This is a genomic window from Methylibium sp. (assembly GCF_013817365.1).
In the GTDB taxonomy this organism is placed as follows: Bacteria; Pseudomonadota; Gammaproteobacteria; order Burkholderiales; family Burkholderiaceae_C; genus Methylibium.
Window position 1 is genome coordinate 1 of record NZ_JACDCU010000013.1, and the last position, 23,491, is coordinate 23,491.

Consider the following 23,491-nt stretch of genomic DNA (forward strand, 5'->3'; position numbering starts at 1 on the left):
TGCTCAACGATATCCGCTCGGACATCGAGACCGGCACCAGCCTGTCTTCGGCGTTTCGCAAGCACCCGCTGTATTTCGATGCGCTCTACTGCAACCTGGTGGAAGCCGGTGAGGCAGCCGGCATCCTTGAGACCCTGCTCGAGCGACTGGCCGTGTACCAGGAGAAGACGCTCGAGATCAAACGCAAGATCAAGGGTGCGCTGATGTACCCGGTGGCGGTGCTGGTGGTCGCCTTCATCGTGGTCGCGGTGATCATGATCTTCGTGATCCCGGCCTTCAAGGAAGTCTTCAGCTCCTTCGGCGCCGAGTTGCCGGCGCCTACGCTGCTCGTGATGGCGATATCGGAAGTGTTCGTGGGCTACTGGTGGCTGATCTTCGGTGTGATCGGGGGCGGCACCTACTTCTTCCTGGAGTCGTGGAAGCGCTCCGAGAAGATGCAGAAGTTCATGGACCGCGTGCTGCTCAAGATGCCGGTGTTCGGCGACCTGGTCTACAAGTCGGCGGTCGCCCGCTGGACGCGCACTCTGGCGACGATGTTTGCTGCGGGCGTGCCGCTGGTCGAGGCGCTCGATTCGGTGGGCGGTGCATCGGGCAACGCCGTGTTTGCCGAGGCGACGGAAAAGATCCAGAAGGACGTTTCCACCGGCACGGCCTTGACCACGTCGATGCAGACCACCGGTATCTTCCCGGTCATGGTGCTGCAGATGTCGGCCATCGGCGAAGAGTCGGGCGCTTTGGACCAGATGCTCGGCAAGGCGGCCGAGTTCTACGAGCAGGAGGTCGACGAGGCGGTCAAGGGCCTGTCCAGCCTGCTGGAGCCGATCATCATCGTGGTGCTCGGCACGATCATCGGCGGCATCGTGGTGTCGATGTACCTGCCGATCTTCAAGCTGGGCCAGGTGGTCTGAGGCGGCGTCGCCGGCTTGTCGATGTCCGCTGACTGGCTGGGCGCGCTTCTTTCGCCCTGGGTGCTCGGGCTTTTGGGCCTTTGCATCGGCAGTTTCCTCAATGTCGTGATCCACCGACTGCCGCAGATGATGGAGCGGGCCTGGAAGCTGGAAAGCGCTGAATTGCTCGGCGTGGAGCTACCCCGGACGCCGGCGATCACGCTCTCGCGACCGGCCTCGCGCTGCCCGCAGTGCGGCCACCAGATTCGCTGGTTCGAGAACATTCCGCTCCTTAGCTGGCTGGTCCTGCGCGGCCGGTGCTCCGCTTGCAAGGCGCCGATTGCGGTGCGCTACCCGCTGACCGAATTGAGCACCGGTGTTCTGTTCGCACTGCTTGTGTGGCGCTTCGGCGCGCAGCCGGTGGTGCTGGCCTGGTGCGGCTTCGTAGCGGCGCTGATCGCGCTGTCGGGCATCGACTGGGACACGACCCTGCTGCCCGACAGCCTCACGCAGCCGCTGTTGTGGGCAGGGCTGATCGCCGCAGCAGCCGGATGGACCGTGCCGCTTTCCACGGCGCTTGGCGGTGCCGTGGCCGGCTACCTTGCGCTGTGGTCGGTGTACTGGCTGTTCAAGCTGACCACGGGCAAAGAGGGGATGGGCGCCGGCGACTTCAAACTGCTGGCCGCCCTGGGCGCCTGGCTGGGTTGGCAGATGCTGCTGCCCATCGTGCTCGGCGCTTCGCTGATCGGCGCAGCGGTCGGCATCGTCATGAAATTCAGCGGCGCACTGCGCGAGGGCCGCTACGTGCCTTTCGGCCCATTCCTCGCCGGCGCCGGCCTGGTGGTGCTGTTTGCCGGCCCCGAGCGGGTGACTGGCTGGCTCGGCTGGAACTGATTCTTCATCCTGGCGACGCACCCGTGGCTGCCTTCACTGCGGTCCGACGCATCGGGCTGACCGGCGGGATCGGCAGCGGCAAGAGCACGGTCGCCACGCTGCTGCAACAGTGCGGCGCACACCTCGTGGATACCGACGCGATAGCACGCGCGCTCACCGCGCCAGAGGGCGCCGCCATCCCCGCACTGCGTGCGCGCTTCGGGCCGGAGAGCATCGATGCCGCTGGGGCCATGGACCGCGACTGGATGCGCGAGCGTGCCTTCGCCGACGGCACGCTGCGCGAGGCGCTGGAAGCGCTGCTGCATCCGCTCATCGGGGCCGAAGCCGACCGCCAGGCATGCGCCGCCGCTGCACAGGCCTGCGTCGTGTTCGACGTGCCGCTGCTGGTCGAGTCGAGCCGCTGGCGCGCGCGCGTCGACCGCGTGCTGGTGGTCGATTGTTCGGTGCAGCAGCAGATCGAGCGAGTCGTGCGGCGCTCGGGGTGGAGCAGCGATGCGGTGATGCGCGTCATCGCTCAGCAGGCGTCGCGTGAGCTTCGGCGCGCCGCCGCCGATGCCGTGATCCACAACGGCAGCGAAGACGCCGCCGTGCTGACGCTTGAAGTGCAAGCCTTGTGGCGGCAGTGGGTGACCGCACACTGAAAGCGCCCTGGCACGCTGTGGAACAATCGGTCGCGTTGCATGCGGCGGGACGGCTGGCCTTGATTCTTTACGAACACCCCTTCAACGAAAGCATCCGCACGATGCTTCGGCTCGAACATCTGTTCGACCGCCTCCAGGTGCTGATCGAGCGCGACACCGCGATGGATCATCACTTCGCGCTGGTCACGATCTTCGAGATCGTCGATGTGGCCTCGCGCGCCGATCTCAAAAGCGACCTGCTCAAGGAACTTGAGCGCCACAAGCTGCAACTCGCGCAGTACCGTGGCAACCCTTCCATCTCCGAAGCGGCGCTCGATCAGGTGATCGGCCGCCTCGACCAAGCCTTCGCAGCGCTCAATCAGTTGCCCGGCAAGGCCGGCCACACGCTGGCCTCCAACGAGTGGCTGATGAGCATCCGGAGCCGCATCAGCATTCCGGGCGGCACCTGCGAGTTCGACCTGCCGGCCTACTACGCGTGGCAGCACGAAAGCGTCACGCGGCGCCAGAACGACCTGAGGCGGTGGTCCGAAACGCTGCTGCCCCTGGCCGATGCGCTCAAGGTGTTGCTCGCGCTGCTGCGCGAATCGGGCAGCCCGCATATGGTGGTCGCCGTGGGTGGGCAGTACCAGCAAAGCCTGCCGGTCGGGCGCAGCTTCAGCCTCATGCGCGTGCGGCTGGGCGACACGGCCGGTCTGGTCCCCGAGATCAGCGGCCACCGCCTGATGGCGTCGATCCGCCTGATGCGCCAGGACGCGGAAGGCCGCCTGCGCCCTTGCACCGAGGACGCCAGCTTCGAGCTGACGCTGTGCGCGTGAATCGGCGTCAGGTGCGCTGCCCCGGCTGCGGACAGCACAGCGAGTACTCGTCGACGAATCCATTTCGCCCGTTTTGCAGCGAGCGCTGCAAGAACGCCGACTTCGGCGCGTGGGCCAGCGAGCGATACCGCGTTGAGACGGCGCCGCCGCGGGAAGACGAGGAGTCGCCCGGATCCCCACCGCTTCAACCCCCGCACTGAGGGGTGCGTAGCTTCAGGTTAGGGATGACACTTTGGCCTTGTAACGCTTCTCTCCAGGTCGGAAACAGCATGGCTCAGACGTCCGGTTCTCATGGCGGCGCGCCTCCGGGCCAAGATTCGCAGGCCGATCATTCGGTCGATTCAAGCGCCGACACACTGGCCGACGACCCGGACGACGACGTCTGGGCGCCCTCTTCCTGGGACTTGCGCCACGGACTCGACGTGGCCGAGCTCACTGAATTGCCGGCCGAATGGCCTGCCGCCAAGCCGCGCTGAGGGTCGCCCCGTTCTGATGCCGCCGGCGCCACCCGGCTCAGTCGCCGTGCGTCGGTCCTGAGAAACCGGCTTCCTGCGCCAACCAGCAAAGCACCGGAACCGTGCCGGGCAGCACCGGTCGGACTTGCACGGGCAGTTCCTGCCAGTGCGCCGACTGGCGCTCGCGCATCTGCAGTTCACCTGTCCAGCGCCGTACCTTGCAGAAGTGCAGGCGCACGCGGGCGTGCGGATAGTCCATCAGTTCCACCCTCCAGACTTCGGCCTCGCCGATGACGATGCCGAGCTCTTCGTGCAGTTCGCGTTTGAGCGCCTGCTCGACCGTCTCGCCCGCCTCCAGCTTGCCGCCCGGAAACTCCCAGTAGCCGGCGTAGACTTTGCCTTCGGGTCGCGAAGTGAGCAGGAAGCGGCCGTGAGCGTCGAACAGCACGCCGACCGCAACGTCCACGGCGATACGCTCACCGCCGCCGGCGTGGGCCGGCAGCCGTTCAGTCGAACGCACCGCTGCGGGTCGCGCCGACCGCCTGCCCGTTCTCACCGGACGCCGTCGCCGCTCGACCGGCATGGTCGCGCGCGAACTGCCATGCGACACGACCCGAGCGCGAGCCGCGCTCCAGCGCCCAGACCAGCGCCTGCGGCCGCGTCGCCGCAATCTCGGCCTCCCCGGCACCGAAGGAGCGCTGCCACTGCGCGGCGATGGCGAGGTACTCGTCCTGACTGAAGGGATAGAAACTGATCCAAAGCCCGAAACGCTCGGACAGCGAAATTTTTTCCTCGATCACCTCGCCGGGGTGCACCTCGCCATCGGCGGTGTGCCGATAGCTGAGGTTTTCCTTCATGTACTCGGGCAGCAGGTGGCGGCGGTTGGAGGTTGCGACGATGAGAACGTTGTCGCTGGACTGCGCCACCGAGCCGTCCAGGATGGACTTCAATGCCTTGTAGCCAGGCTCGCCCTCTTCAAAGCTCAGATCGTCGCAAAAGACGATGAAACGCTCCGGCCGTGCCGCGACCAGATCGACGATGTCGGGCAGATCGATCAAGTCGGACTTGTCGACCTCTATCAAGCGCAAGCCCCGCGGGGCGAATTCGTTCAGGCAGGCCTTCACCAGCGACGACTTGCCCGTGCCGCGTGCTCCCGTCAGCAGCACGTTGTTGGCCGGCTGCCCCGCGACGAACTGCTCCGTGTTGCGCATCAGACGCTCTTTCTGCGGCTCGACCTCTTGCAGGTCGACAAGCCGGATCGGCGCTACATGCCGCACGGGCTCCAAATGGCAGGATCCCGCGCGCTTGCGGTAGCGGTATGCCGTCGAAGCCGTCCAGTCGGGCGCTGCCAGCCGCTGGGTCAGCACCGCCTCCAGCCGCTCGAGCAGCGATTCCGCGCGGGCCAACAGGGTGTTCAAAGGGTCGGAGGAAGCAGGCATGCGAAAAGGGTTCGGGTCGGTCGGGCATACGACGTTCAAGCCACGCGTACAGCAGTTTACCGACGGGCTTTTGCGGGAGCGATCGACGCTGTCCGGCCGCTCGCGCACGAACAAGCAAGGCACGACGCTTGCCTCATCTGATGGCGCGGCGCAAATGCACAGCCAGACGCATCCAGGCCGACCCTTTCAGCTCGCTACCGGACACACTCATGACCAGCCGAACCTTGCTATCGCTGACCTTGCTTTTCAGCCTGACCGCCTTCAGCGCGACCGCGCGTGAAGTCAACAATTGCCGGATCGAGCCCGGCGCATTGTGCGGCGGGCACGAGCTGAGCGGCGCCAAGCTGAGCGGCAGCGATCTGTCGTTTGCCAGTCTGGCAGAGGCCGACCTGAGCGGCGCGGACCTCAGCGAGGCTCAGCTCAAGAACGCGGGACTCGAACGCGCCGATCTTCGGCGGGCCAACCTGCGCGGCGCGACGCTCGACAAGATCGAGGCCAAGAACGTGATGATGCAGGAAGCCGATTTGCACGGCGCAAGTCTCGTCGGCGCCAACCTCGAGAATGCGAACCTGCGCAATGCGGACCTCAGCAACGCCGACCTCAAGGGCGCCAGACTCTTCGGCGCCGAACTCGGCGGCGCAACGTTCACCGGTGCCCAGCTGCAACGCGCCGACATGAGCGCCACCACGCTGAGTGGCGCGAGCTTCGCCGGCGCCAACCTGCTCGGCACTCGGTTCGAGAACGCCGAACTCGACGGCGCGGATTTCCGCGGTGCCGAAATCGACGCGACAACCCAGTTTCGCGGCGCAAAAACCGAGGGCTGCATCGCCTGCCCGGAGCGCGCGACCCAAGGCACGACAGATCCCTCGGCCAAGGCAGCCCGCTGATCATGATCGGCGCACGCGTCGCCGACCCGAACTCGCCGGCTGCGGCTCGCGGCTCGAGGCTCGGCGCGAGGCTTGCGGCTCGTCCACCGGGCCCCGCAGTTCAGCCACCCGGTTTTCCGCCACCACGAACACACGGTCGCCTGATCCCCGCTCGATCAAGTGCATGCCGGTGAAAGCGCCAAAGGCCGGCAGCACGCCAACCGGCCGCAGGGTCTCGCTGCCGAACCAGTAGCAGGGCAGCCGCAAGCGGTCACGCGCGCGGCCTCCGACACCCGCGCAAGGGTGCCAATGGCCGGCGAGCGCGTAGGCGCCGGCAACGACCTGCGGGTGGTGACACAGTGCGAGGCCGCCGAGCCGAAAAGGTTCGCCGAACACGTCGATGGCGAAGGCTGCAGGCGGGTCGCCGGCATGCAAATCGTGATTGCCGCGCACGAGGCTCAGACTCAACCGGGAGTGCTCGTCTCGCCAACGCGCCAGCGCGCTCAGCGTGTGGGGCGCATGCGAGCGCGCCGAATGCAGGAAATCGCCGAGGAAGATCACGTGTTCGGCTGCGGTGGCCTCGACCAGTCGACCCAGCCGCTGCAACGTTTCGGTCGTGGTGCCGCGCGGCACCGGCACGCCGAGCGCGCGGAACGACACCGCCTTGCCGACATGCGCGTCGGCGACCAGCAATGTGGCGCGTTCGGGCAGGAAGACGGCGCGCTCGGCGAGCAGTTGCAGCCGCTCGCCGGCGAGCGCCAGCTTGAGCGGCGCGCTCACCCGGCGTTCAGCCGAGCAACTGCGCCAGCGACGCGTCGAGGTGCTCGGTCGGCACGCGCTTGAAACCGGAGCGCGCAAAGCGCTGAAGCCGCCCGATCGCAAAACTGGTGAGCACGGAAGCGCGCGCCTGCGCATCGACGGTGGGCGTCTGCGAGCCGTTCGCCTCGGCCAGCGCGCGCAGGCTCTGGCGAAGCTGCGACTCGAAGCGGTCGAAGAACTGGTTCATGCGCGCGGTCAGGCGATCGTTCTCGAAGACCAGCGCGTCGCCGGCCATCACGCGCGTCATGCCGGGATTCTTTTCGCCGAACTGCAGCAGCACGGTGAGCATGCGCTGCGCCTGCGTTCTCGGCTCGGCGTCGTGATCGGCGATCTGATTCACCAGCGTGAAAACGCTGCTTTCGATGAACTCGATCAGCCCCTCGAACATCTGCGCCTTGCTCGCGAAGTGGCGGTAGAGCGCAGCCTCGCTCACGTCGAGCCGGGCGGCGAGTGCCGCGGTGGTGATGCGCTCGGCGCCCGGCTGTTCGAGCATCGCCGCCAGGGTGTGCAGGATCTGGATGCGCCGCTCGCCGGGCTTCGGACGCTTGCGCGCGACCGGTGACTCGCCGAACGCCTCGGGGTCGGTCGACAAGTTCGGCGGGTCGGTCAGCGGGAGGTCGGGCATGCACGCAATCAGCGAATATGTACTCGTAACTTTTGTAGCGAAGGAATTCTTGCATACACATAAATGGGCTTTCGACGCAAGCGCGCACCTACTTCGGGTCCATGTGCATTGCGCCACAAATGGCGTTGCATCCACACCGTGCGCAGTCCGAGCGCATGCGCGCTGCGCTGGTGGGCCAGCGTGTCTTCGACCAGCACACAGCGCTCGGGACGCAGCTTCAGGCGGGCCAGCACGATGCGCAACATGCGGCCGTCGGGTTTGGGGCGCAGCCGGCCGAAGCAGCGCATGCGCTCGATGCTGATGACCGCTTCGAAGGCGCCCGCCAAACCCAGCGCCGTGAGCACGCGGCGGGCATAGCTCGCCGGCGCGTTCGTCAGGACGAACTTTCGTCCCGGCAGCGCTTTCAGTGCCGCGCGGTCCCGGGCATTGATCTTGAGGTGGGCCTCCAAGTCCGGCAGGCAGTGTGTGTGCTCGAGGAAATGGGCCGCGCGCACGCCGTGGTGGCGCTCCAGGCCCAGCAAGGTGGCGCCGTGGCGGCGCCAGTAGTCGAGCCGCAGCACGTCGGCCTCGGCCGGATCGAGCCGCAGCACGCGCGCGATGTAGGCCGTCATCGCCTCGTCGATGAGGCCCAGCGCGCCATGCGAGGCGTCGTGCAGCGTGTTGTCGAGGTCGAACAGCCAGACCGGCCGTGGTCGCTTCACGGCGTCACGCTGCCCCGCTCTCTCTCTCAATGCGAGCGGATCATCGTGCCGTAGGCCTGATCGCTCAGGATCTCGAGCAGCATGGCGTGCGGCACGCGGCCGTCGATGATGTGCACCGCGTTCACGCCGCTCTTGGCAGCGTCCAGCGCACCGGCGATCTTGGGGAGCATGCCGCCGGAGATGGTGCCGTCGGCGAACAGCTCGTCGATCTCGCGGGCCGACAGGTTGGTCAGCAGCTTGCCGGCCTTGTCGAGCACGCCGGGGATGTTGGTCAGCAGCAGCAGCTTTTCGGCGCGCAGCACCGTGGCCAGCTTGCTCGCCACCAGATCGGCGTTGATGTTGTAGCTCTCGTTGTTCTCGCCGAAGCCGATCGGGCTGATGACGGGAATGAACTGGTCGTCCTGCAGCGCCTTGACCACTGAAGGGTCGATGCCGGTGATCTCGCCCACGTGGCCGACGTCGTGCTCGATGCTCGGGTCGTCCTTGTCGATCATCTTGAGCTTGCGCGCGCGGATCATGCCGCCGTCGCGCCCGGTCAGGCCCACCGCCTTGCCGCCAACGGAGTTGATGAGGCCGACGATGTCCTGCTGCACCGCGCCGCCGAGCACCCACTCGACCACCTCCATCGTCTCGGCATCGGTCACGCGCATGCCCTGGATGAAGGTGCCCTTCTTGCCCAGCCGCGAGAGCGCCTCGTCGATCTGCGGTCCACCGCCGTGCACCACGACCGGGTTCATGCCGACCAGCTTGAGCAGCACCACATCCTCCGCAAAATCCTGTTGCAACGCCGGGTCGGTCATGGCGTTGCCGCCGTACTTGATCACCAGCGTCTTGCCATGAAACTTGCGGATGTAGGGCAGCGCCTGGGCCAGGATCTCGGCCTTGTCGCGCGGGGCGATCTGCGACACGTCGCTCGGCAGTGCGGCGGCGGAGGGGGTGGAAGGCTCGGAACTCATGGCGGTCTTTCGGTGGCGGCGCGCGAGACAGAAAATTGTAGGCGGCAGCGCCGGCGCGGCTTGCCCCTGCGGCGGGGTGCCTGCCGCAGCAGCGGGCAAAATTACAACGGCCATCCCGAACCGCAGGAGCTCTTCATGACGCACTCACCGATCACCCGCCGACATAGCTTGCTCGCACTGGCCGGCCTCACGGCCCTTGTGGCGGCGCCGCACGGCTTTGCGGCTGCACGCCCCCACGTCGAGGTGTGGAAGAGCCCGAGCTGCGGCTGCTGCAAGGACTGGATCACGCACCTGGAGGCGAACGGCTTCGAGGTCACCGCCTTCGACACCGGCAACACCGACGTGCGCGCGCAGCTCGGCATGCCGCAACAGTACGGCTCCTGCCACACGGCGCGGGTCGGCGGCTACGCGCTCGAAGGCCACGTGCCGGCGCGGGAGGTGCATCGCCTGCTGAAGGAAAAGCCCTCGGCCGTCGGCCTGGCCGTGCCCGCCATGCCGGTCGGCTCACCAGGAATGGACGGCCCCGAATACGGTTCGCGCAAGGATCCCTACGATGTACTGCTGGTGCAGCGCGACGGCAAGGCCAGCGTTTATCAGGCCTATCGCTGAGCATCGCCTTCGACGAGAGAACCGATGAAATACGGGATGCTCCTCGCGCTGGCCCTCGCCTCGGCCCATCTGCTGGTCCACGCGCAGGCCACGACCGACGCCGAGGTGCGCAAGGTCGATCCCGCGCGCGGCAAGATCACCCTCAAGCACGGCGAGATCAGGAACCTGGACATGCCGGCGATGAGCATGGTGTTTGCGGTCAAGGATCCGGCGATGCTCACTCGCGTGCAGCCGGGCGACAAGGTGCGCTTCACCGCCGACAAGATCAAGGGCGTCTATACGGTGACCTCGATTGAGGTCAGGAAGTGACGCACAGCCACGACCTCAGCCCCTGGCAGCACCGCCACGATTTCTCCGCAGACCGCGGCAAGGCCGAGCGCCGCACACATTGGGTCATCGCCATCACGCTGGTGATGATGGTGGCCGAGATCACGGCCGGCTGGGCCTGGAACTCGATGGCCTTGCTGGCCGACGGCTGGCACATGGGCACGCATGCCGCGGCCATCGGCGTGGCAGCACTGAGCTACGCACTGGCGCGGCGCTGGGCCGGCGACGCGCGCTTTTCGCTGGGGCCCTGGAAGGTCGAAGTGCTGGGTGCCTACACCAGCGCGGTGATGCTCGGCGTGGTCGCGCTGGGCATCGCTGCCGAGTCGGGGCTGCGGCTGTGGACGCCGCGGGCGGTGTCCTATGACGAGTCGCTGATCGTCGCGGCGCTGGGCCTGGTGGTCAACGCGGTGTGCGCCAGGCTGCTGCACGGCGGGCATGCGGGGCATGCGCATGCTTCTCACGATCATCCGGAGCACCGGCACGAGCACGCGCCTTTGGATGACGCCGCGCCCGCTCCTCGCGCGCAGCAAAACGCCGCGCATTCCACGTCGCCACACACGCACGCTCATGCACTGGCTCACGGCGGCGACCTCAACCTCAAGGCCGCCTACCTGCATGTGCTGGCCGATGCGGTGACCTCGGTGCTGGCGATCGCCGCGCTGCTGGCCGGCAAGTACGCCGGGTGGGGGTGGATGGACCCGATCATCGGCCTGCTCGGTGCAGCGCTGATCGCGGTGTGGTCGCTCGGGCTGCTGCGCCAGACCTCGAAGATCCTGCTCGACCGCGAGATGGATGATCCGCTCGCCGCTCAGGTGCGCGAGCGGCTCGAGTCGGACGGCGATGCGCGCGTGGCCGATCTGCACTTGTGGCGCGTCGGCGACGCGCGCTTCGCCTGCCAGGCCACGGTCGTCGCCGATGTGCCGCTGGGGGCGGACGCTTATCGCGAGCGCCTGCGCGGCTTGCCCGCATTGGCGCATGCGCTGATCGAGGTCAATCGCTGCCGTGGTGCCGGCACCGTGGCGAAGCGCGAATAGCCGCGCTTGCCACCGGCAAGCCTCGCCGACGCTGCCGAAATGCGCCCGCCATGAGCGGCACTCGGCAGACCGGGTTTGCTCGCCCTCATCCTGACGAACGGGCCACGGCGAAGGTGAAGAATTCACAAGCCGACGCGGCCGGATTCACCGCCCGACAGCGGCTCGCGCCACTAGTCTTGCAGCAGCGAGCCGAGTGATGGGGTTCGCGGCAACCCGGAGAATCCCATGTTCGAGCCGCTCCTCGGTGCTGTGCCCGTTTCGCGTCTTTGCGCCGCCGCCGCCCCGAGCGAGTGCGTCGCCGGGCGCCGCGATGCGGATTCGGAAATCTGGCAGTGCATCGTCAGCGCCTTCGACGCGATCGACTACGGCATGCTCCTGCTCGACGGCGATGCGCAGGTGCTGTACGTCAACGCGGCCGCTCGCGCCGCGCTCGACGGCGATCACCCCTTGCGGCTAGGCAGCCGCTCGCTGCACGCGCGCAGCACGCACGACGCCAACCTCCTGCACCGCGCGCTTGCCGACGCCGCCGAACGCGGGCTGCGCAGGCCGCTGTCGCTCGGCACGGGCGCGCGACAGGTCGGCGTGGCGGTCGTGCCGCTCGGCGTCCCCAGCGCCGACGGCCGGCGTGCGGTCCTGGTCATGCTGGAAAAGCGCGCGCTGTGCGCCAGCCTGGCGCTGCAGGGCTTTGCGCGCGAGCATCACCTGACCCCGAGCGAAACCCGAGTGCTGCTGGCCCTGTGCGCCGGCGCGCGGCCGGCCGAAGCGGCGCAGGAGCACGGGGTCGCGCTTTCGACCGTGCGCTCGCAGATCAAGAGCATTCGCATCAAGACCGGCGCGTCGAGCATCTCGGCGCTGGTGCGCTGGCTGGCCTCGCTGCCGCCCTTGATGGGCGTGCTGCGCGAGGGCGGCATCTCCCAGGTGACCCACGAGGCGATGGCGCGCCTGGCCGCGTGAGCCGGCTACGCCATGAATCTCAACGCGCTCAGGCTGGGCACGAAGAAGTAGCCGCCACCGATCACCTCGGTAAACGACTCGAGGCCTTCGAGCCGCCGGCCGAGCGGCAGCGCCGGCATGGAAAAGCTTCGCGTCCCGGTGTGGCCGAGCAAGGGGTCGTCCTCGTCGCGCAGATCGCCGAAGCTGCGGCTGGCGATCCAGCGCTGCTGGATGAACTCGAACTGCCGGTCGAGGTCTGCGCCCAGAGCCATGAAGAACAGGCCCTGCCCGCAGCGCTCGCGATGCGCGGCGTCGCCGCAGGACGGCAAGGTGCTTGCGGCACAGGCTCGCTCCGCGCCGCAGTAGACGCGGCCACGCCGCATCAGCCGGTGCAGCTTCGACGCGGCGATGCCGGACGGGACGTCCTTGCCCAGCATGTCTCGCGGGTTCGCGCGCCGCACGTGGGCGCCGCGCGGGCACTGCAGGCCGTCGAAGTCGTCGACGCGAAAGCGCACGGCGTCGAGCTCCGCCGGGCCGTACGGGCAGCTCACCAGCGAGCGGCCGTCCCTCCGGCGTCCGACCATCTTCTCCACGATCGTCGGCGCCGACGCAGGTGTGGGATGGCTGGCCTCGAACTGCCGCAGCCGTGGGGCGTCCTGCCGGATCTGGCGCACCGCCAAGTAAGAGCCATTAAAGCCGAAGCTCGGACGCGGCGTCGCGCTCCGCGGCGGTTCCTGCCAGCCCTTCGCGTCAGGGCAATGGGCAGGTTCACCGAACTCGTTGTCGTGGCCGAGCACGAATTCGCCGGCGGCCACCATGCGGTCCTCGTAGCGCTCGGCGACCCACCGGCGGGCGCCGTGGTCGCTGCTCGAAGGCCGCAGACCCTTGATGACCGGCTGCGCGACGCCATCGCGAAAACCGAAGGGCTCGAAGGCTGCAGGGCCGCCGGTGCCCGGCGCGCCGTGCTCCTCGATGTAGCTGGGACAAGTGGACACGGTGGCGACGATGCGCAGGCCCGCGCGGTCGATGACGGCAGGCTCGAGCGGGCGACAGGCCGCAGCAGCGCCCGGCACCCGGAAGTGCGCCACGAGCAGGTCGACCCGTTGGTGCCGTGCGGCTTCGTCGCTCACGTCGCCCCACGTCCGGCGCCCGTCCGGCGGATCGCCGAGCAGGCGGGCCCGGGCGGCGGACGCCATGCCCTGCCGGAAGGCCGAGGGGAACGGCGCGTCGGCCGCCTCGCACACGCCCAGCGCGCTCAAGCCCGCGTAGCTGAAGGCGAGCGCAACCGCAGTTTCCAGCCGGTTGCCCTTGCCGCCCTTTTCGCTCTTTTCGCCTGCGGCACCCTCTTCGTCCTCTGGCCGCTTGCCGCCGAGGTCCGCCAGGCTCCTGATGCAGCCGCTGGCGAGCAGCGTGCCGATCCAGGCTCTCGCCAGCGCCGCCTCGGTGACCTGCAGCAGCAGGTAGTCGCACTGGCGCAGCGAGGCGAAGCCCGAGCCGATCAGGGCCTGGATATCGCCACGGTGGTCTTCGATCTTGGCCGCTTCGGTGCTCATGATTCGAGGGTCCGCATGATCTCGTCGTCCTTGACGGCCGTCCGCTTGCCTGACAGGGCGTCGCGCAGCCGTGTTGCGCGGTCGATGTCCCGGTTGCTGAGGCAATAGGCCTCGAAGCGGTAGAGATGCGGGAGCGTGCTATCGCGTGCATAGGTCTTGAACCAGAGCTCATGGCGGCAGCCGCGGAACGCCAGCATCGTCGTCGGCGGGAACGAGCGGTCGATCTCCACCGCCGGATGGCCGGGGCCGGCCGCGGCGCGCTGCCTCAGCTCCGTCCAGCGCCAGAACAGGTTGACGCCCTGCGATGCACCGAGGATGAACTCGTCCAGATAGCCACCGAACGAGCCGTCGTAGTTGCTGCAGAAAAGCAGCCGGCGCCCCCGGTCGATGATGTGCCAGTGGCCGAACTGAATGCCTTCGGCGTCGCCCAGCCGGCCCTGCGTGAACGCGATGTGCCCGAGCCGCGTGACCAGCCCCAGCCAGAGACGCAGCATCGTGCGGTGCCAGAGGTAGGGCCGCCGGATCTCGGTCAGGCTGATCAGATGGTTCGGCCGGCCGACGAGCGCGGCCTCGCAATCGTCGATCGAGGCATGGACCTGCAGGGCGCGCGGCACCGGGCCCCGGCGCGGCAGGGGAATGCCATTTAGCATTTGCCCGAGTTCAAGCACGCCCCGGCTCAGCCCCGCCGCCAGCACCGCGCCGATCAACGTGACTCCCGCCACCATTAGCACCGCCGCATCCACCGCCGGCACGCCGAGCAGCGGCGCATGGTCCTTCAGCAGCGCGACCGCGGGCCAGTGCGTGGCCGAGGAGGACACCGCGATCCACGCCAGCGCTCCGTGGCCGCCGAGCGCTGCTCCGCACAGCAGGACCACGAAGACGGCGGCCACCGCGGCGCCTCCCAGGTAGGGCGGCACGCAGGCCACGGCGGCGCCCAGCGCGAGCGCCGCGACGGCCAGCGTGACCACCGCGCCGGCCGCGATCAGCAGCCCCCAGCCGACGAGGGCCAGCAGGGCGCCGGAGAACATCCTGTAGCTCGGCGTCAGCAGCGGCCAGCCGAACAGGAAGACCCCGAGCGCCAGCAGCAATGCGAAGGTGAGCGAGATGTCGATCAGGCGCTTGGCCCCGAGCGTCACGATGACCAGGAACGCGAGCGCCACGCCGACGACGAGCCGGATGGCCGGCCCCGCGAAACCGGCGTATTGGCCGAACACGGCACTCCGCAGCGCCCGCCCGTCCACGAACAGCCCGCCCGCCCACACCGCCACCACGCCGCCGACCGCCAGCACGCCCATCAAGCTCACCACGAATAGCACGGCCGGCAGGACCAGCGAGAGGCTGACCAGCACGATGCGCCACCAGCGACCCATCCACCGCGCACGCCAGAAGCTGCGCGGCGCTGGCTGCGCGGCCCAGTCGTACGCCGGTTGCCCGGCAACCCAGAGAGCGGCCGCGCGGGCCAGATCACGGGAATCCACAAGGGCGGACTCGGCCTCGTCTGCGAACCGGGCGCGGAGGCCGTCGAACAGCACCGCCTCGTTGATGACCTGCCGCACGCTGCGGTCGCGGTGGCCCAAGAAACCCCCAGCAGCACGACTCACGTGGGCCAGCAGAAAGTCGCGCAGGCCCGTGCTTGCATTGCTCTCCTCGGGCGGGTCCACGAGGTAGAGCGACCCCAGCGCGTCGGCGTCCTCCTTCACCAGCGCGTCGATCACCTCGTGCGGCCGCAGGGCGTCGTCCACGACCAGCTCGAGCATCAGCGTGGGGTGCCTCGGTGCACCCTCGCCGCCCGGGCGCGGCGGCAACAGGGCGAGCGAGGCGAAGTGCACGCAGCCGGCGCTTTCGAACAGCTTCCTGAAGCGCGGCCGAAGTCTCTCGATGAGCCCTTTGATGGCGGCCGCATCCTGCGCCCGCGCTGGCGCCACGAAGCAGAGCATCTGATCGCGCACCATTTGCCGCTCCTGGCCTCGCACGTGTCGGTCAGTCGCTGTCCGCGACGAGCCGCATGCGCGTAATGATCGGCCCGTCGTAGCGCATGCGGCCGATCCAGCGGTCGGCGAAACGTAGCCGCGGCAGGCTGAGCAAGCCGGCCAGGGCGCTTACCAGGACCTCCGAGACATGCTCGCCAGCGATGCAGGCGCGCGGGCCAAGGCCGAAGATCATGAAGCTGCCGTCCGGGTCGCAACGCTCGCCATCGGGCCGGCCCGGCCAGTACGCCTCGGGGTCGGTCACGGCCTGCGGATCGAACATGGCGGCGATCGCCAGCAGCCTGATCGAGCTGCCGGCGGCGGGCTCGACGCGAAAGCCGGGTGCGGCTTCCAGCGCGGTGGGGCGCGGCACGTCGCGGCTCAGGATCGGGAAGGCCGGGCGAAAGCGGAGCAGCTCGAGCACGTGGTCGCGCAGCAGGGCGCGAAACGGCACGTCGCTCCACACGCCTTCGCCGAGGGCCAGCGCCCGCTGCCGGAGCATGTCGTACACCGCCTGGCGGTGCAGCAGCTCCTGCATCAGCAGCGCGCAAGCCTGCACCGTCGCCGGGTGCGCCACCCACATCAGACCCACGGCGTTGCGCTCGACCGCTGCGGGCGCCGGTGGCTGCAGCGGCGCCCACAAGCCGCGCAGCTCGCCCCGCTCGGCCCGTAGCGGTGCTGCACCGCCTGCGCACACCGGCCCGCACGCGCCTGCACCGCCTTCGGTGCGACGGCTCCGATGAGCAGGTGCGCCCCCAGATGGCGCAATGCCTCGAAAAATTCGAGCATCGACTCGGCCGCGGTGCGCCCGATACCTGCCGGCGGGCGGCTGCCCTCGATGCGCTGCGCAGCGGCGCCGAACGCACTGCGCAAGGCCGCCCACGCGACCCACACCATGTAGTCGCCGATCAGGTCGAAGGCGGCCGGCGCGCGGCGGTGCAGTTGCGGAGGGCGTCTGCGGCATTCTTCGATGCTGGCGGCGCGAAACGCCTCCGGCGCCGGCAGCACGCGCTGCAGGAAGGCCCGTTCCGCGTCATGCCGCGGCCCCGGCTCCATGCCGATCGCGAACTCGCCCGCCACCAGATTCGGGGCGTGCGCGGTGTTGGAGAAGCTCGCCGGCCGCCTGAAGGCCGCGGCCACGGCGTCGTGCCGGGCCAGCGTTGTCGGGCTGAGCGCCGGCCAGCGCCGCAGCACCCTGCCGGCCAGGCGCAGCAGGCCGGGCTGGTGCAGCGCAGCGCTGACCAGGCGGTAGAGAACCGGGTTCAACAGGCGGCGCCCCGCTCCCTCAGCCATGGTTCGCCCCTGTCACCGTACCGGCCCGATCGGCACGCACCGTCGGGGCGCCTTGCAGCGCCAGTGCAGCGAGCCACGCCGTCGCTCGACCCAGGGCGCGATTCATCGCGCAGGGCACCGCCCGGCTGCGCACCTCGTCGAAATGAGCACGTGCCGACTCCACGCGGCCTGCGCTGCATTCGATCTCGGCGAGCAGCAGCAGCGCGTCGACCGCGTGGCCGTGCTGCTCGAAGGTCGTGGCCGCAACAAGGGCCTGCTCGGCCGCCGCGATGGCTTCGTCGAACCGGCCTGCGGCGGCGCGGGCGATCGCCAGGTTCTTGTGGAAGTAGAACTCGTTGTAGCGGCCGCCGGCCAGATAGAGCTGCTCGGTGATCGCCTGCTCGAGCGAGCGGACCGCCTCGGCCGCCTGCCCGGCGAGCGCCGTTGCGCCGCACAGGGCGGCCAGGATCGGCGGGTGCATCGTCGGCAGGTCGTGCACGCGGCACAGGTGCAGCGCGGCGTCGAGCCGCCGCGCCGCCTCGGCCGGCCGCTGCTGCGCCATCAAAATCTCGCCCTGAACGAAGTCGACCAGGACGCGCGAGAAGGCGTGCTCGTGGCTGTCGAGCTCGCCGTAGGCGTCGTCGCAGGCCTGCTGCGCCTCAGCCATGCGGTCCATGCGGCACAGCACGTCGGCCCGGAACACCTTCACGTTGACCGAGGCGATGACCGCCCAGCCGGGCAGGATCTGCCGCGCCGCCAGCTCGACGGCGAACTCGCGCTCGAGCATGTCGGCGTCGGTGAGCACCTCGCGGTAGCGGCCCAGGCCGTGCTCGAGCAGCAGCCTGGCCTGCAGCGCGGACATCTCCACGCTGCGGCTGCCGGCGGCCTGCGCCGTGCGCAGGGCGTCGGCCGCCGCGCCGAGCCCCTGCCGGTAGCTGCCGCGCGTCCACAAAGTCGCCGCGAGTTGGAGCTGCACGCCGGCCAGCCGGCGGGCGTCGCCGAGCTCGCGCGTGAGGGCTTCGGCTCGCTCGAGGTTGGCGACGATGGCATCGACCTGGCCGAGCGGCAGCAGGGCCCCGAGGGCTTCGAGCCGCAAACCGAGTTCGGCCCTGAGTGCCGGGGCATCCGTGCCGAGGCGACGAGCAGCGTCCAGGCCGAGGTCGAACATGCGCAGCGCGTCGCGGTTGGCCGAGCGCGCGACCGAACGGGCCATGGCGCGTCGTGCAAACTCGGCCGCCTCGGCCCAGGCCTCGCCGGCGTAGGCGTGGTGGGCGAGCACCGCCGCGCGGTCAGCCAGCGGGTCGGCCGACGGATCGGCCGATGGATCGGCGAACCGCTCTTGCAGCGCGCCCAGCGCGGCGCGGTGCAGCAGCTTGCGGCGCGGGCCGGTCAGCGCGCCAGCCACTACCTCCCGCACCACCGCGTGGCGAAACGCATATCCGGGCGCCTCGCCGTGCGCCGTGTCGGCGAGCAGGCCGGCCGACAGCGCGAGCAGCAGGTGGTTCCCGGCCTGCCTCGCGTCCACGCGCTGCATGTGGCCGATCAGCTCGGCCGTGATCGCATCGCCCACGATCGCCGCGGCTTCGAGCGCCGACTTCGCTGCGGGCGCGAGCCGGTCGACCCGCGCTTCGATGACCGCGGCGATCGAGCCCGGCACGCGCAGCTGCGCGGCGGGGCGGGCGCAGCGGTAGGCGCCCGGCGTGCCGACCAGCGTGCCGTCGTCGATCAAGGTCATCACCATCTGCTCGAGGAAGAACGGATTGCCGTCGGCGCGTTCGATCAGCGCCTCCAGCACCGTGCGCAGCGACACGTCGCTGCCGAGCAGCGCGCGCGCCAGCCGCTTTGCCTCGTCGGCGTGCAGCGGGCCGAGCCACTGCTCGACGAAGCGCGGCGAGTTGGTCCAGCGGTGCACGAAATCCTGCCGGTAGCTCACGCACAGCAGCACCGGCAGGCTCTCCAGCCGCGGCGCCAGCGATTCGAGCAGGCGCTGGCTGTCGCGGTCGGCCAGGAAGATGTCGTCGATGACGAGCACCAGCGGCCCGGCCGCCACCGCGCGGGCGAGCAGCCAGTGCACGGTAGGGACGATCTCGCGGCGCCGCTGCGAGGGCGTGAGCGCCAGCCACGCGCTCTCGGCATGGCCCAGGTTGAGCAGGTCGATCACGACTGCGCGGTGCGGGTCGGCGCTGGCGGGCCAGGCGGCCATCGCCGCGAGCGCGGACTCGCGCTTGCGCGGCAGATCGGCATCCAGCGGCAAGGACATCAGGCCGCAGATCAGGTCGGCGACGACGGTGTAGGGCACGTGCGTCGCGTAGGACCGCGCGGCAATCGTGAGACCGCGAAAACCGCGCTGGCACAGCCCCGCCGAGAACTCCGCCAGCAAGCGCGACTTGCCGATGCCGGCGTCGCCCCGCACGCCGACGATGCGCAAGCCCTGCGCTCGCACCTGCGCGGCCGCGCCCTCCAGCACCGCGAGCCCTTGCGCGCGGCCGACCAACGGACCGAGGTGGCGCCGGCGCGCCAGCGGCCCGGCCACGGAACGCTCGCCCGGCATCGACAGCTCGTGGAGCTCGAGCTCGCGGCCCAGGCCGCGAACCGCGTGCGGGCCGAGCGCGACCATGTCCAGCTGGTCAGCGACGAGCCGCCGGGTCGCCTCGCTGACCAGCACCGTGCCGGGCGCCGCCATCTCCGCCAGGCGGGCAGCGATGTGAACGTCGATGCCGTCGGCGCGGTAGTAGGGGGTCGGCGTTTCCGTCGCCAGGCCGAGCACGACCTCGCCCGAATGGATGCCCACGCGCAGCAACAGCGGCCGATCGGCCCGCGACTGCTCGCGCGCGCGCCGCTGCATCGCGATTGCGGCCAGGCAGGCGCGCAGCGCATGGTCTTCGTGGGCCACCGGTGCGCCGAAAAGGAAATGCTGACCGTCGCCCAGCGGCCGGCTCACAGTGCCGCCGTAGGCCTCGACCGCCTCGGACATGAGGCCGAGCGCGTGGGCGAAATAGGCCTGAGCCTCCTCGGGGTCGATGCTCGCCACGTGCGCCGTCGAGTCGCAGACATCGGCGAACAGCAGACTGGCGTGCTTGCGTTCGTCGGCCGGCTTCGCGGCAGCGGAGCGCCGGCGCGACGGCGTGCGTTGCGGGGGACGATTCGCCGAAGCGAGGCCGGGTGCCGCCTCGTCGTCCAGACGCGCGCCGCATCCGGAACAGAAGCGATCCTTTCGTTCCATCCGGCGACCGCAACGCGCGCAAGCGACCATGGCCTCCCCGCTGCCGCCCCGAGAGAACGCCTGATGCGCGAGCGTCGCCCTGGACGGAATGCGGCCCCCGGTCGAGCCGATGGCTTCGACCGCGCCGCCTGCGCCGACCTTAGATCTAACGGCGGCGCTGCGGCATCCCCAATCCTGTGGACGCAGCACGCCGGCGAGCCGCACACGGTCGGCAGCGCCCGCCGCTGCGCGTTCTTCCCCAGGCGGGAGGACGCAATGCACCGGCAGGGCTTCTATTGTTCAAGCGTCGTTCAATGTCTTTGGCGCCGCGCCCTCCAGGCGGCGACACCGGCGGCGATCCGACACCCTTGCCCACCCTCGGGCACCTGCCACTCACCCTCGAAAGGATGCGCCATGAAGACCTCCCACACCCTCGCCCTGCTGCTGTCCGCCACCCTGGCCGCGGCGTGTTCCGCCGCACAGGCGAACGACGACGGCACGCCCGTCGAGAGCTTCGACTACACCGTGTCGAAGACGCGCGCCGAGGTCATCGCCGACACGCAGATCTGGCGCGAATCCGGCCTGGCCGCAGTGCAGTCGAGCGAAAGCCCGAATTTCATGAGCCACGACTACCAGCAAGCCCAGCAGCGCTACGAGCGCATGCACGCGTCGCCGCAGTTCGACGCGCTCGTCGAGCGGATCGCCCGCGAACGCGGCGAGTCGTTCAGGGCCGCGACGCGCTGAGGCGACACGGCGCAGGAGCGGGGCCGGCGGCTGCACGCTGCCGGCCCGCTCGACGCAGGGCGACAGCGCCCAGACCGAATCACCACCGCGCGGGCAGCACCCTCAGGAGCCGAAGCCCGGGGGTATCGGCCTTTACGAAGCCTCCCGCTTCGAGATCCTTCATCAGCCGACTCACCATCTCGCGCGAGCAGCCGAGCCGGTTCGCCATCTCCCGGTGCGTCATGTGCATACCGATCTGGCGGCTGCCGTCGGGCTGGGGCAGCGCCAGCGAATTGAGCAGCGCGACCAGACGGCCGTAGACGTCGTTGAGCGCGAGCTGCTTGGCGCTCAGCGTGGCCACCCGCGCGCGCCGGATGAGCTTGGCCATCAGCTCGAAGGCGAACTCCGGGCGCTCGCCGATGAAGCCGCGCAGCGTTCGCTGCGTCACCACGGCGCAGACGGTCGGCTCCAGCGCGATGACGCTGGCCGATCGCGGGCCGCCGTCCAGGCTCATCTCGCCGAGGTACTCGCCCGGCTCGTAGAGGCCGTAGGTGATCTCGCGGCCGGTCTCGCCGGCCGAGTAGGCCCGCAGCCGCCCGGCGAGGATCAGGTAGAGCGTGTCGCCCTCGTCGCCTTCCTGGATCAGCAGCGTGCCCTTGCGGTAGCGCCGGATGTCGCCGCGCGCTGCCAGGGCCCGCAACGCTTCGCTCGCGGGCAGTCGCTCGATGAGATCGTGGTTCTCCGGAGTCATGGCGAACGCATGCGGACGATGCCTGGCAGTGGATGCTCTCATCATCGGCCGCATCGCCACCGCTTCGGCTGACATGCCCCTGCCACCGTGCGCATGCGCGGAGCGCAGCGCGGCACCCTACAGCGCAAGCGAAGGAATCAGGGCTGCACTTGCCCGGGCATCGCCCACAGCAGGGCGGCGGTCATGGTCAGGTAGCGCGCGAACTTGCCGATCGCCATGTACCCCACGCAGGGCCAGAACGGCAGCTTGAGCCAACCGGCCACGGCGCACAGCGGGTCGCCGACCACTGGCAGCCAGGCCATCAGACAAGCTTTGGGACCGAAGCGCTCAAGCCAGCCCAGCACGCGGTGCTCGACGGGTTTGTGCCGCACGCGCTCGACCGCCAGCTCGGCGCCGTAGCCCATCCACCAGCTGACCGCGCCGCCGAGCGTGTTGCCGGCCGTCGCGACCAGCACCGCTGGCCAGAACAGCTCGGGGTTCAGCTTGACGAGTCCGAACACCACCGGCTCGGAGCCGAGCGGCAACAGCGTCGCCGAAATGAAAGCGACGACGAACACGGTGCTCAAGCCGAACTTCGGCAGCGCGAGCAGCGTCAGCAGGGATTCGAGCCAAGCTTCCACGAGCGCGCATTGTCATCGCAGCATGCCGAGCGCAGCAGCACGGGGGTATGCGGTACGCGGTCGTGCGTGGTTTTCACCTCGCTATACTTTGCCTTCTTTTTAAGCACCCCACCGCCCGTGACACCGTTGCGCATCGGCTCCATCGAGCTACCAGGCCGGCTGTTTGCCGCACCCATGGCGGGCGTCACCGACCGGCCGTTCCGGCAGTTGTGCAAGCGCCTGGGCGCGCACTACGCGGTGAGCGAAATGGTGACGTCGCGGCGCGATCTGTGGACGAGCCTGAAGACCTCGCGGCGCGCCGACCACGAAGGCGAAGCGGCACCGATCGCCGTGCAGATCGCCGGCACCGAGCCGATCATGATGGCCGAGGCCGCCGCCTACAACATCGACCGCGGCGCCCAGGTCATCGACATCAACATGGGCTGCCCCGCCAAGAAGGTGTGCAGTCTGTGGGCCGGCTCCGCACTCATGAAGGACGAGCCGCTCGCGCTGCGCATCGTCGAGGCGGTGGTCAGCGTCTGCGCACCGCGCGGCGTGCCGGTGACCTTGAAGATGCGCACCGGCTGGAGCGCCGATGAGCGCAATGCCGTCGCCCTCGCGCGCCGCGCCGAAGCGCTGGGCGTGGCGATGCTCACCGTCCACGGCCGCACGCGCGAGCAGGGCTACAGCGGCTCGGCAGAGTACGACACCATCGAGGCGGTGAAGGCGGCGGTGCGCGTGCCGGTGGTCGCCAACGGCGACATCGACACGCCGGAAAAGGCGCGCACGGTGCTTGCCGCAACGGGCGCCGACGCGCTGATGATCGGCCGCGCGGCGCAGGGCCGGCCGTGGATCTTTCACGAGATCAGCCACTTCCTGGCCACCGGAGAACACCTGCCCGCGCCGCGCACGCTCGAGGTCAAGGCCTGGCTGCTCGAGCACCTGCAGGATCACTACGGCTTGTACGGCGAGTTCACCGGCGTGCGCACCGCGCGCAAGCACATCGGCTGGGCGGTGCGGGCGCTGCCGGGCGGCGAGCTGTTCCGCGCCCACATGAACACGCTGGAAAACTGCGACGCGCAACTCGCCGCGGTCACCGGCTTCTTCGATGCGTTGTCGGCGGAGCACTCGAGCTTGCCGCAGATCCGCACGGCGGACGACAGCAGCATCGGATTCGAACAGGAACGGCAGGCAGCATGAGTAAAAAGCAGATCGACGCCTGCATCCGCGAGAGCCTGGACACCTACTTCAAGGACCTGCGCGGCGCCGAACCGCATTCGGTCTACGACATGGTGATCCAAGTGGTCGAAAAGCCCCTGCTCGACGTGGTGATGCAGCGCGCCGACGGCAACCAGTCGCGGGCAGCCGAATGGCTGGGCATCAACCGCAACACGCTGCGCCGCAAGCTCGTGGAGCACAAGCT

The 23,491-nt window shown here is 69.3% G+C and carries 27 protein-coding genes; 14 read left to right on the plus strand and 13 right to left on the minus strand.

What is annotated here, in order from left to right; all coding sequences use genetic code 11:
* The 6 genes from H0W38_RS01985 to H0W38_RS02010 all read left to right on the plus strand — a co-directional run.
* Positions 1 to 908, plus strand: a 908-nt coding sequence (locus H0W38_RS01985) for a type II secretion system F family protein (RefSeq protein WP_292450838.1), incomplete at its 5' end; no start/stop codon positions are given.
* Between the two features lie 21 nt (positions 909 to 929).
* Positions 930 to 1,781, plus strand: coding sequence for an A24 family peptidase (locus H0W38_RS01990; RefSeq protein WP_292450839.1), 852 nt, complete (start codon positions 930 to 932; stop codon positions 1,779 to 1,781).
* A 23-nt stretch (positions 1,782 to 1,804) separates the two neighbouring features.
* On the plus strand, positions 1,805 to 2,422 hold the full coding sequence (coaE, locus tag H0W38_RS01995) for a dephospho-CoA kinase (RefSeq protein ID WP_292450840.1): 618 nt from the start codon (positions 1,805 to 1,807) through the stop codon (positions 2,420 to 2,422).
* Between the two features lie 59 nt (positions 2,423 to 2,481).
* A complete protein-coding gene (gene zapD / locus H0W38_RS02000) occupies positions 2,482 to 3,237 on the plus strand; it encodes a cell division protein ZapD (RefSeq protein WP_292450862.1) in 756 nt (251 codons plus the stop codon).
* Positions 3,238 to 3,248: 11 nt separating this feature from the next.
* Positions 3,249 to 3,437, plus strand: a complete 189-nt coding sequence (locus H0W38_RS02005) for a DNA gyrase inhibitor YacG (RefSeq protein WP_367161566.1) — start codon at positions 3,249 to 3,251, stop codon at positions 3,435 to 3,437.
* A 69-nt stretch (positions 3,438 to 3,506) separates the two neighbouring features.
* On the plus strand, positions 3,507 to 3,713 hold the full coding sequence (locus H0W38_RS02010; RefSeq protein WP_292450842.1) for a hypothetical protein: 207 nt from the start codon (positions 3,507 to 3,509) through the stop codon (positions 3,711 to 3,713).
* Between the two features lie 37 nt (positions 3,714 to 3,750).
* On the opposite strand, the gene H0W38_RS02015 is transcribed toward H0W38_RS02010, so the two are convergent.
* A complete protein-coding gene (locus H0W38_RS02015; protein WP_292450843.1) occupies positions 3,751 to 4,212 on the minus strand; it encodes an NUDIX domain-containing protein in 462 nt (153 codons plus the stop codon).
* Positions 4,199 to 5,131 carry an ATP-binding protein gene (locus H0W38_RS02020; protein WP_292450844.1) on the minus strand — a complete coding sequence of 311 codons (933 nt, stop codon included), beginning with the start codon at positions 5,129 to 5,131 and terminating at the stop codon, positions 4,199 to 4,201. Before H0W38_RS02020 ends, H0W38_RS02015 begins: the two co-directional genes overlap by 14 nt.
* A gap of 140 nt (positions 5,132 to 5,271) precedes the next feature.
* Between H0W38_RS02020 and H0W38_RS02025 the strand changes: the two genes are divergently transcribed.
* Entirely contained in the window at positions 5,272 to 6,018 is a 747-nt protein-coding gene (locus H0W38_RS02025) for a pentapeptide repeat-containing protein (protein ID WP_292450845.1), read from the plus strand.
* On the opposite strand, the gene pdeM is transcribed toward H0W38_RS02025, so the two are convergent.
* The 4 genes from pdeM to argB are packed head-to-tail and all read right to left on the minus strand — an operon-like array spanning position 6,019 to position 9,098.
* On the minus strand, positions 6,019 to 6,777 hold the full coding sequence (pdeM, locus tag H0W38_RS02030; protein WP_292450846.1) for a ligase-associated DNA damage response endonuclease PdeM: 759 nt from the start codon (positions 6,775 to 6,777) through the stop codon (positions 6,019 to 6,021). It lies immediately after the preceding gene.
* A gap of 7 nt (positions 6,778 to 6,784) precedes the next feature.
* The gene (gene slmA, locus H0W38_RS02035) at positions 6,785 to 7,441 is read right to left on the minus strand and encodes a nucleoid occlusion factor SlmA (RefSeq protein ID WP_292450847.1); all 657 of its coding nucleotides are present in this window, start codon (positions 7,439 to 7,441) and stop codon (positions 6,785 to 6,787) included.
* 8 nt (positions 7,442 to 7,449) lie between these two features.
* Positions 7,450 to 8,142: a pyrimidine 5'-nucleotidase gene (locus tag H0W38_RS02040; RefSeq protein ID WP_292450848.1), complete on the minus strand. Its 693-nt coding sequence runs from the start codon at positions 8,140 to 8,142 to the stop codon at positions 7,450 to 7,452.
* Positions 8,143 to 8,168: 26 nt separating this feature from the next.
* On the minus strand, positions 8,169 to 9,098 hold the full coding sequence (gene argB, locus H0W38_RS02045; protein ID WP_292450849.1) for an acetylglutamate kinase: 930 nt from the start codon (positions 9,096 to 9,098) through the stop codon (positions 8,169 to 8,171).
* 135 nt (positions 9,099 to 9,233) lie between these two features.
* On the opposite strand from argB, the gene H0W38_RS02050 reads away from it, so the two are divergent.
* The 4 genes from H0W38_RS02050 (at position 9,234) to H0W38_RS02065 (ending at position 12,022) form a co-directional block, all read left to right on the plus strand.
* The gene (locus H0W38_RS02050; protein WP_292450850.1) at positions 9,234 to 9,707 is read left to right on the plus strand and encodes a DUF411 domain-containing protein; all 474 of its coding nucleotides are present in this window, start codon (positions 9,234 to 9,236) and stop codon (positions 9,705 to 9,707) included.
* 24 nt (positions 9,708 to 9,731) lie between these two features.
* Positions 9,732 to 10,016, plus strand: a complete 285-nt coding sequence (locus tag H0W38_RS02055) for a copper-binding protein (protein WP_292450851.1) — start codon at positions 9,732 to 9,734, stop codon at positions 10,014 to 10,016.
* Positions 10,013 to 11,068: a CDF family Co(II)/Ni(II) efflux transporter DmeF gene (gene dmeF / locus H0W38_RS02060; RefSeq protein ID WP_292450852.1), complete on the plus strand. Its 1,056-nt coding sequence runs from the start codon at positions 10,013 to 10,015 to the stop codon at positions 11,066 to 11,068. The genes H0W38_RS02055 and dmeF overlap by 4 nt, the downstream gene beginning before the upstream one ends.
* A 225-nt stretch (positions 11,069 to 11,293) precedes the next feature.
* On the plus strand, positions 11,294 to 12,022 hold the full coding sequence (locus tag H0W38_RS02065) for a helix-turn-helix transcriptional regulator (RefSeq protein ID WP_292450853.1): 729 nt from the start codon (positions 11,294 to 11,296) through the stop codon (positions 12,020 to 12,022).
* A gap of 5 nt (positions 12,023 to 12,027) precedes the next feature.
* On the opposite strand, the gene H0W38_RS02070 is transcribed toward H0W38_RS02065, so the two are convergent.
* The 5 genes from H0W38_RS02070 to H0W38_RS02090 are packed head-to-tail and all read right to left on the minus strand — an operon-like array spanning position 12,028 to position 20,016.
* Positions 12,028 to 13,554 carry a hypothetical protein gene (locus H0W38_RS02070; RefSeq protein WP_292450854.1) on the minus strand — a complete coding sequence of 509 codons (1,527 nt, stop codon included), beginning with the start codon at positions 13,552 to 13,554 and terminating at the stop codon, positions 12,028 to 12,030.
* Positions 13,551 to 15,506, minus strand: a complete 1,956-nt coding sequence (locus tag H0W38_RS02075; protein WP_292450855.1) for a hypothetical protein — start codon at positions 15,504 to 15,506, stop codon at positions 13,551 to 13,553. The genes H0W38_RS02070 and H0W38_RS02075 overlap by 4 nt, the downstream gene beginning before the upstream one ends.
* 28 nt (positions 15,507 to 15,534) lie before the next feature.
* Positions 15,535 to 16,104 carry a cytochrome P450 gene (locus H0W38_RS02080; RefSeq protein WP_292450863.1) on the minus strand — a complete coding sequence of 190 codons (570 nt, stop codon included), beginning with the start codon at positions 16,102 to 16,104 and terminating at the stop codon, positions 15,535 to 15,537.
* A complete protein-coding gene (locus H0W38_RS02085; protein ID WP_292450856.1) occupies positions 16,104 to 16,814 on the minus strand; it encodes a hypothetical protein in 711 nt (236 codons plus the stop codon). Before H0W38_RS02085 ends, H0W38_RS02080 begins: the two co-directional genes overlap by 1 nt.
* Positions 16,807 to 20,016, minus strand: coding sequence for an adenylate/guanylate cyclase domain-containing protein (locus tag H0W38_RS02090; protein WP_292450857.1), 3,210 nt, complete (start codon positions 20,014 to 20,016; stop codon positions 16,807 to 16,809). Before H0W38_RS02090 ends, H0W38_RS02085 begins: the two co-directional genes overlap by 8 nt.
* Positions 20,017 to 20,409: 393 nt before the next feature.
* On the opposite strand from H0W38_RS02090, the gene H0W38_RS02095 reads away from it, so the two are divergent.
* Positions 20,410 to 20,739 (plus strand): DUF4148 domain-containing protein, encoded by a 330-nt coding sequence (locus H0W38_RS02095; protein WP_292450858.1) that lies wholly within the window; start codon positions 20,410 to 20,412, stop codon positions 20,737 to 20,739.
* A 79-nt stretch (positions 20,740 to 20,818) separates the two neighbouring features.
* Here the strand turns inward: H0W38_RS02095 and H0W38_RS02100 are convergent, their stop codons facing one another.
* Together H0W38_RS02100 and H0W38_RS02105 are read right to left on the minus strand one after the other, a co-directional pair.
* Positions 20,819 to 21,469 carry a Crp/Fnr family transcriptional regulator gene (locus tag H0W38_RS02100; RefSeq protein WP_292450859.1) on the minus strand — a complete coding sequence of 217 codons (651 nt, stop codon included), beginning with the start codon at positions 21,467 to 21,469 and terminating at the stop codon, positions 20,819 to 20,821.
* 137 nt (positions 21,470 to 21,606) lie between these two features.
* Positions 21,607 to 22,089 (minus strand): YqaA family protein, encoded by a 483-nt coding sequence (locus H0W38_RS02105; RefSeq protein WP_292450860.1) that lies wholly within the window; start codon positions 22,087 to 22,089, stop codon positions 21,607 to 21,609.
* A gap of 126 nt (positions 22,090 to 22,215) precedes the next feature.
* On the opposite strand from H0W38_RS02105, the gene dusB reads away from it, so the two are divergent.
* Complete coding sequence (gene dusB, locus H0W38_RS02110) at positions 22,216 to 23,268, plus strand: tRNA dihydrouridine synthase DusB (RefSeq protein WP_292450864.1); 1,053 nt, start codon at positions 22,216 to 22,218, stop codon at positions 23,266 to 23,268.
* The coding region (locus tag H0W38_RS02115) for a Fis family transcriptional regulator (protein ID WP_292450861.1) at positions 23,265 to 23,491 on the plus strand (227 nt) is incomplete at its 3' end. The genes dusB and H0W38_RS02115, both read left to right, overlap by 4 nt.

Bases quoted from the DNA above. Each gene is read 5' to 3' on its own strand.
- H0W38_RS01990 (WP_292450839.1), top strand. From the start codon at position 930: ATGTCCGCTGACTGGCTGGGCGCGCTTCTTTCGCCCTGGGTGCTCGGG.
- H0W38_RS02010 (WP_292450842.1), top strand. From the start codon at position 3,507: ATGGCTCAGACGTCCGGTTCTCATGGCGGCGCGCCTCCGGGCCAAGAT.
- H0W38_RS02020 (WP_292450844.1), bottom strand. From the start codon at position 5,131: ATGCCTGCTTCCTCCGACCCTTTGAACACCCTGTTGGCCCGCGCGGAA.
- H0W38_RS02025 (WP_292450845.1), top strand. From the start codon at position 5,272: ATGGCGCGGCGCAAATGCACAGCCAGACGCATCCAGGCCGACCCTTTC.
- slmA (WP_292450847.1), bottom strand. From the start codon at position 7,441: ATGCCCGACCTCCCGCTGACCGACCCGCCGAACTTGTCGACCGACCCC.
- argB (WP_292450849.1), bottom strand. From the start codon at position 9,098: ATGAGTTCCGAGCCTTCCACCCCCTCCGCCGCCGCACTGCCGAGCGAC.
- H0W38_RS02050 (WP_292450850.1), top strand. From the start codon at position 9,234: ATGACGCACTCACCGATCACCCGCCGACATAGCTTGCTCGCACTGGCC.
- H0W38_RS02055 (WP_292450851.1), top strand. From the start codon at position 9,732: ATGAAATACGGGATGCTCCTCGCGCTGGCCCTCGCCTCGGCCCATCTG.
- H0W38_RS02065 (WP_292450853.1), top strand. From the start codon at position 11,294: ATGTTCGAGCCGCTCCTCGGTGCTGTGCCCGTTTCGCGTCTTTGCGCC.
- H0W38_RS02070 (WP_292450854.1), bottom strand. From the start codon at position 13,554: ATGAGCACCGAAGCGGCCAAGATCGAAGACCACCGTGGCGATATCCAG.
- H0W38_RS02075 (WP_292450855.1), bottom strand. From the start codon at position 15,506: ATGGTGCGCGATCAGATGCTCTGCTTCGTGGCGCCAGCGCGGGCGCAG.
- H0W38_RS02080 (WP_292450863.1), bottom strand. From the start codon at position 16,104: ATGTGGGTGGCGCACCCGGCGACGGTGCAGGCTTGCGCGCTGCTGATG.
- H0W38_RS02085 (WP_292450856.1), bottom strand. From the start codon at position 16,814: ATGGCTGAGGGAGCGGGGCGCCGCCTGTTGAACCCGGTTCTCTACCGC.
- H0W38_RS02090 (WP_292450857.1), bottom strand. From the start codon at position 20,016: ATGGAACGAAAGGATCGCTTCTGTTCCGGATGCGGCGCGCGTCTGGAC.
- H0W38_RS02095 (WP_292450858.1), top strand. From the start codon at position 20,410: ATGAAGACCTCCCACACCCTCGCCCTGCTGCTGTCCGCCACCCTGGCC.
- H0W38_RS02100 (WP_292450859.1), bottom strand. From the start codon at position 21,469: ATGACTCCGGAGAACCACGATCTCATCGAGCGACTGCCCGCGAGCGAA.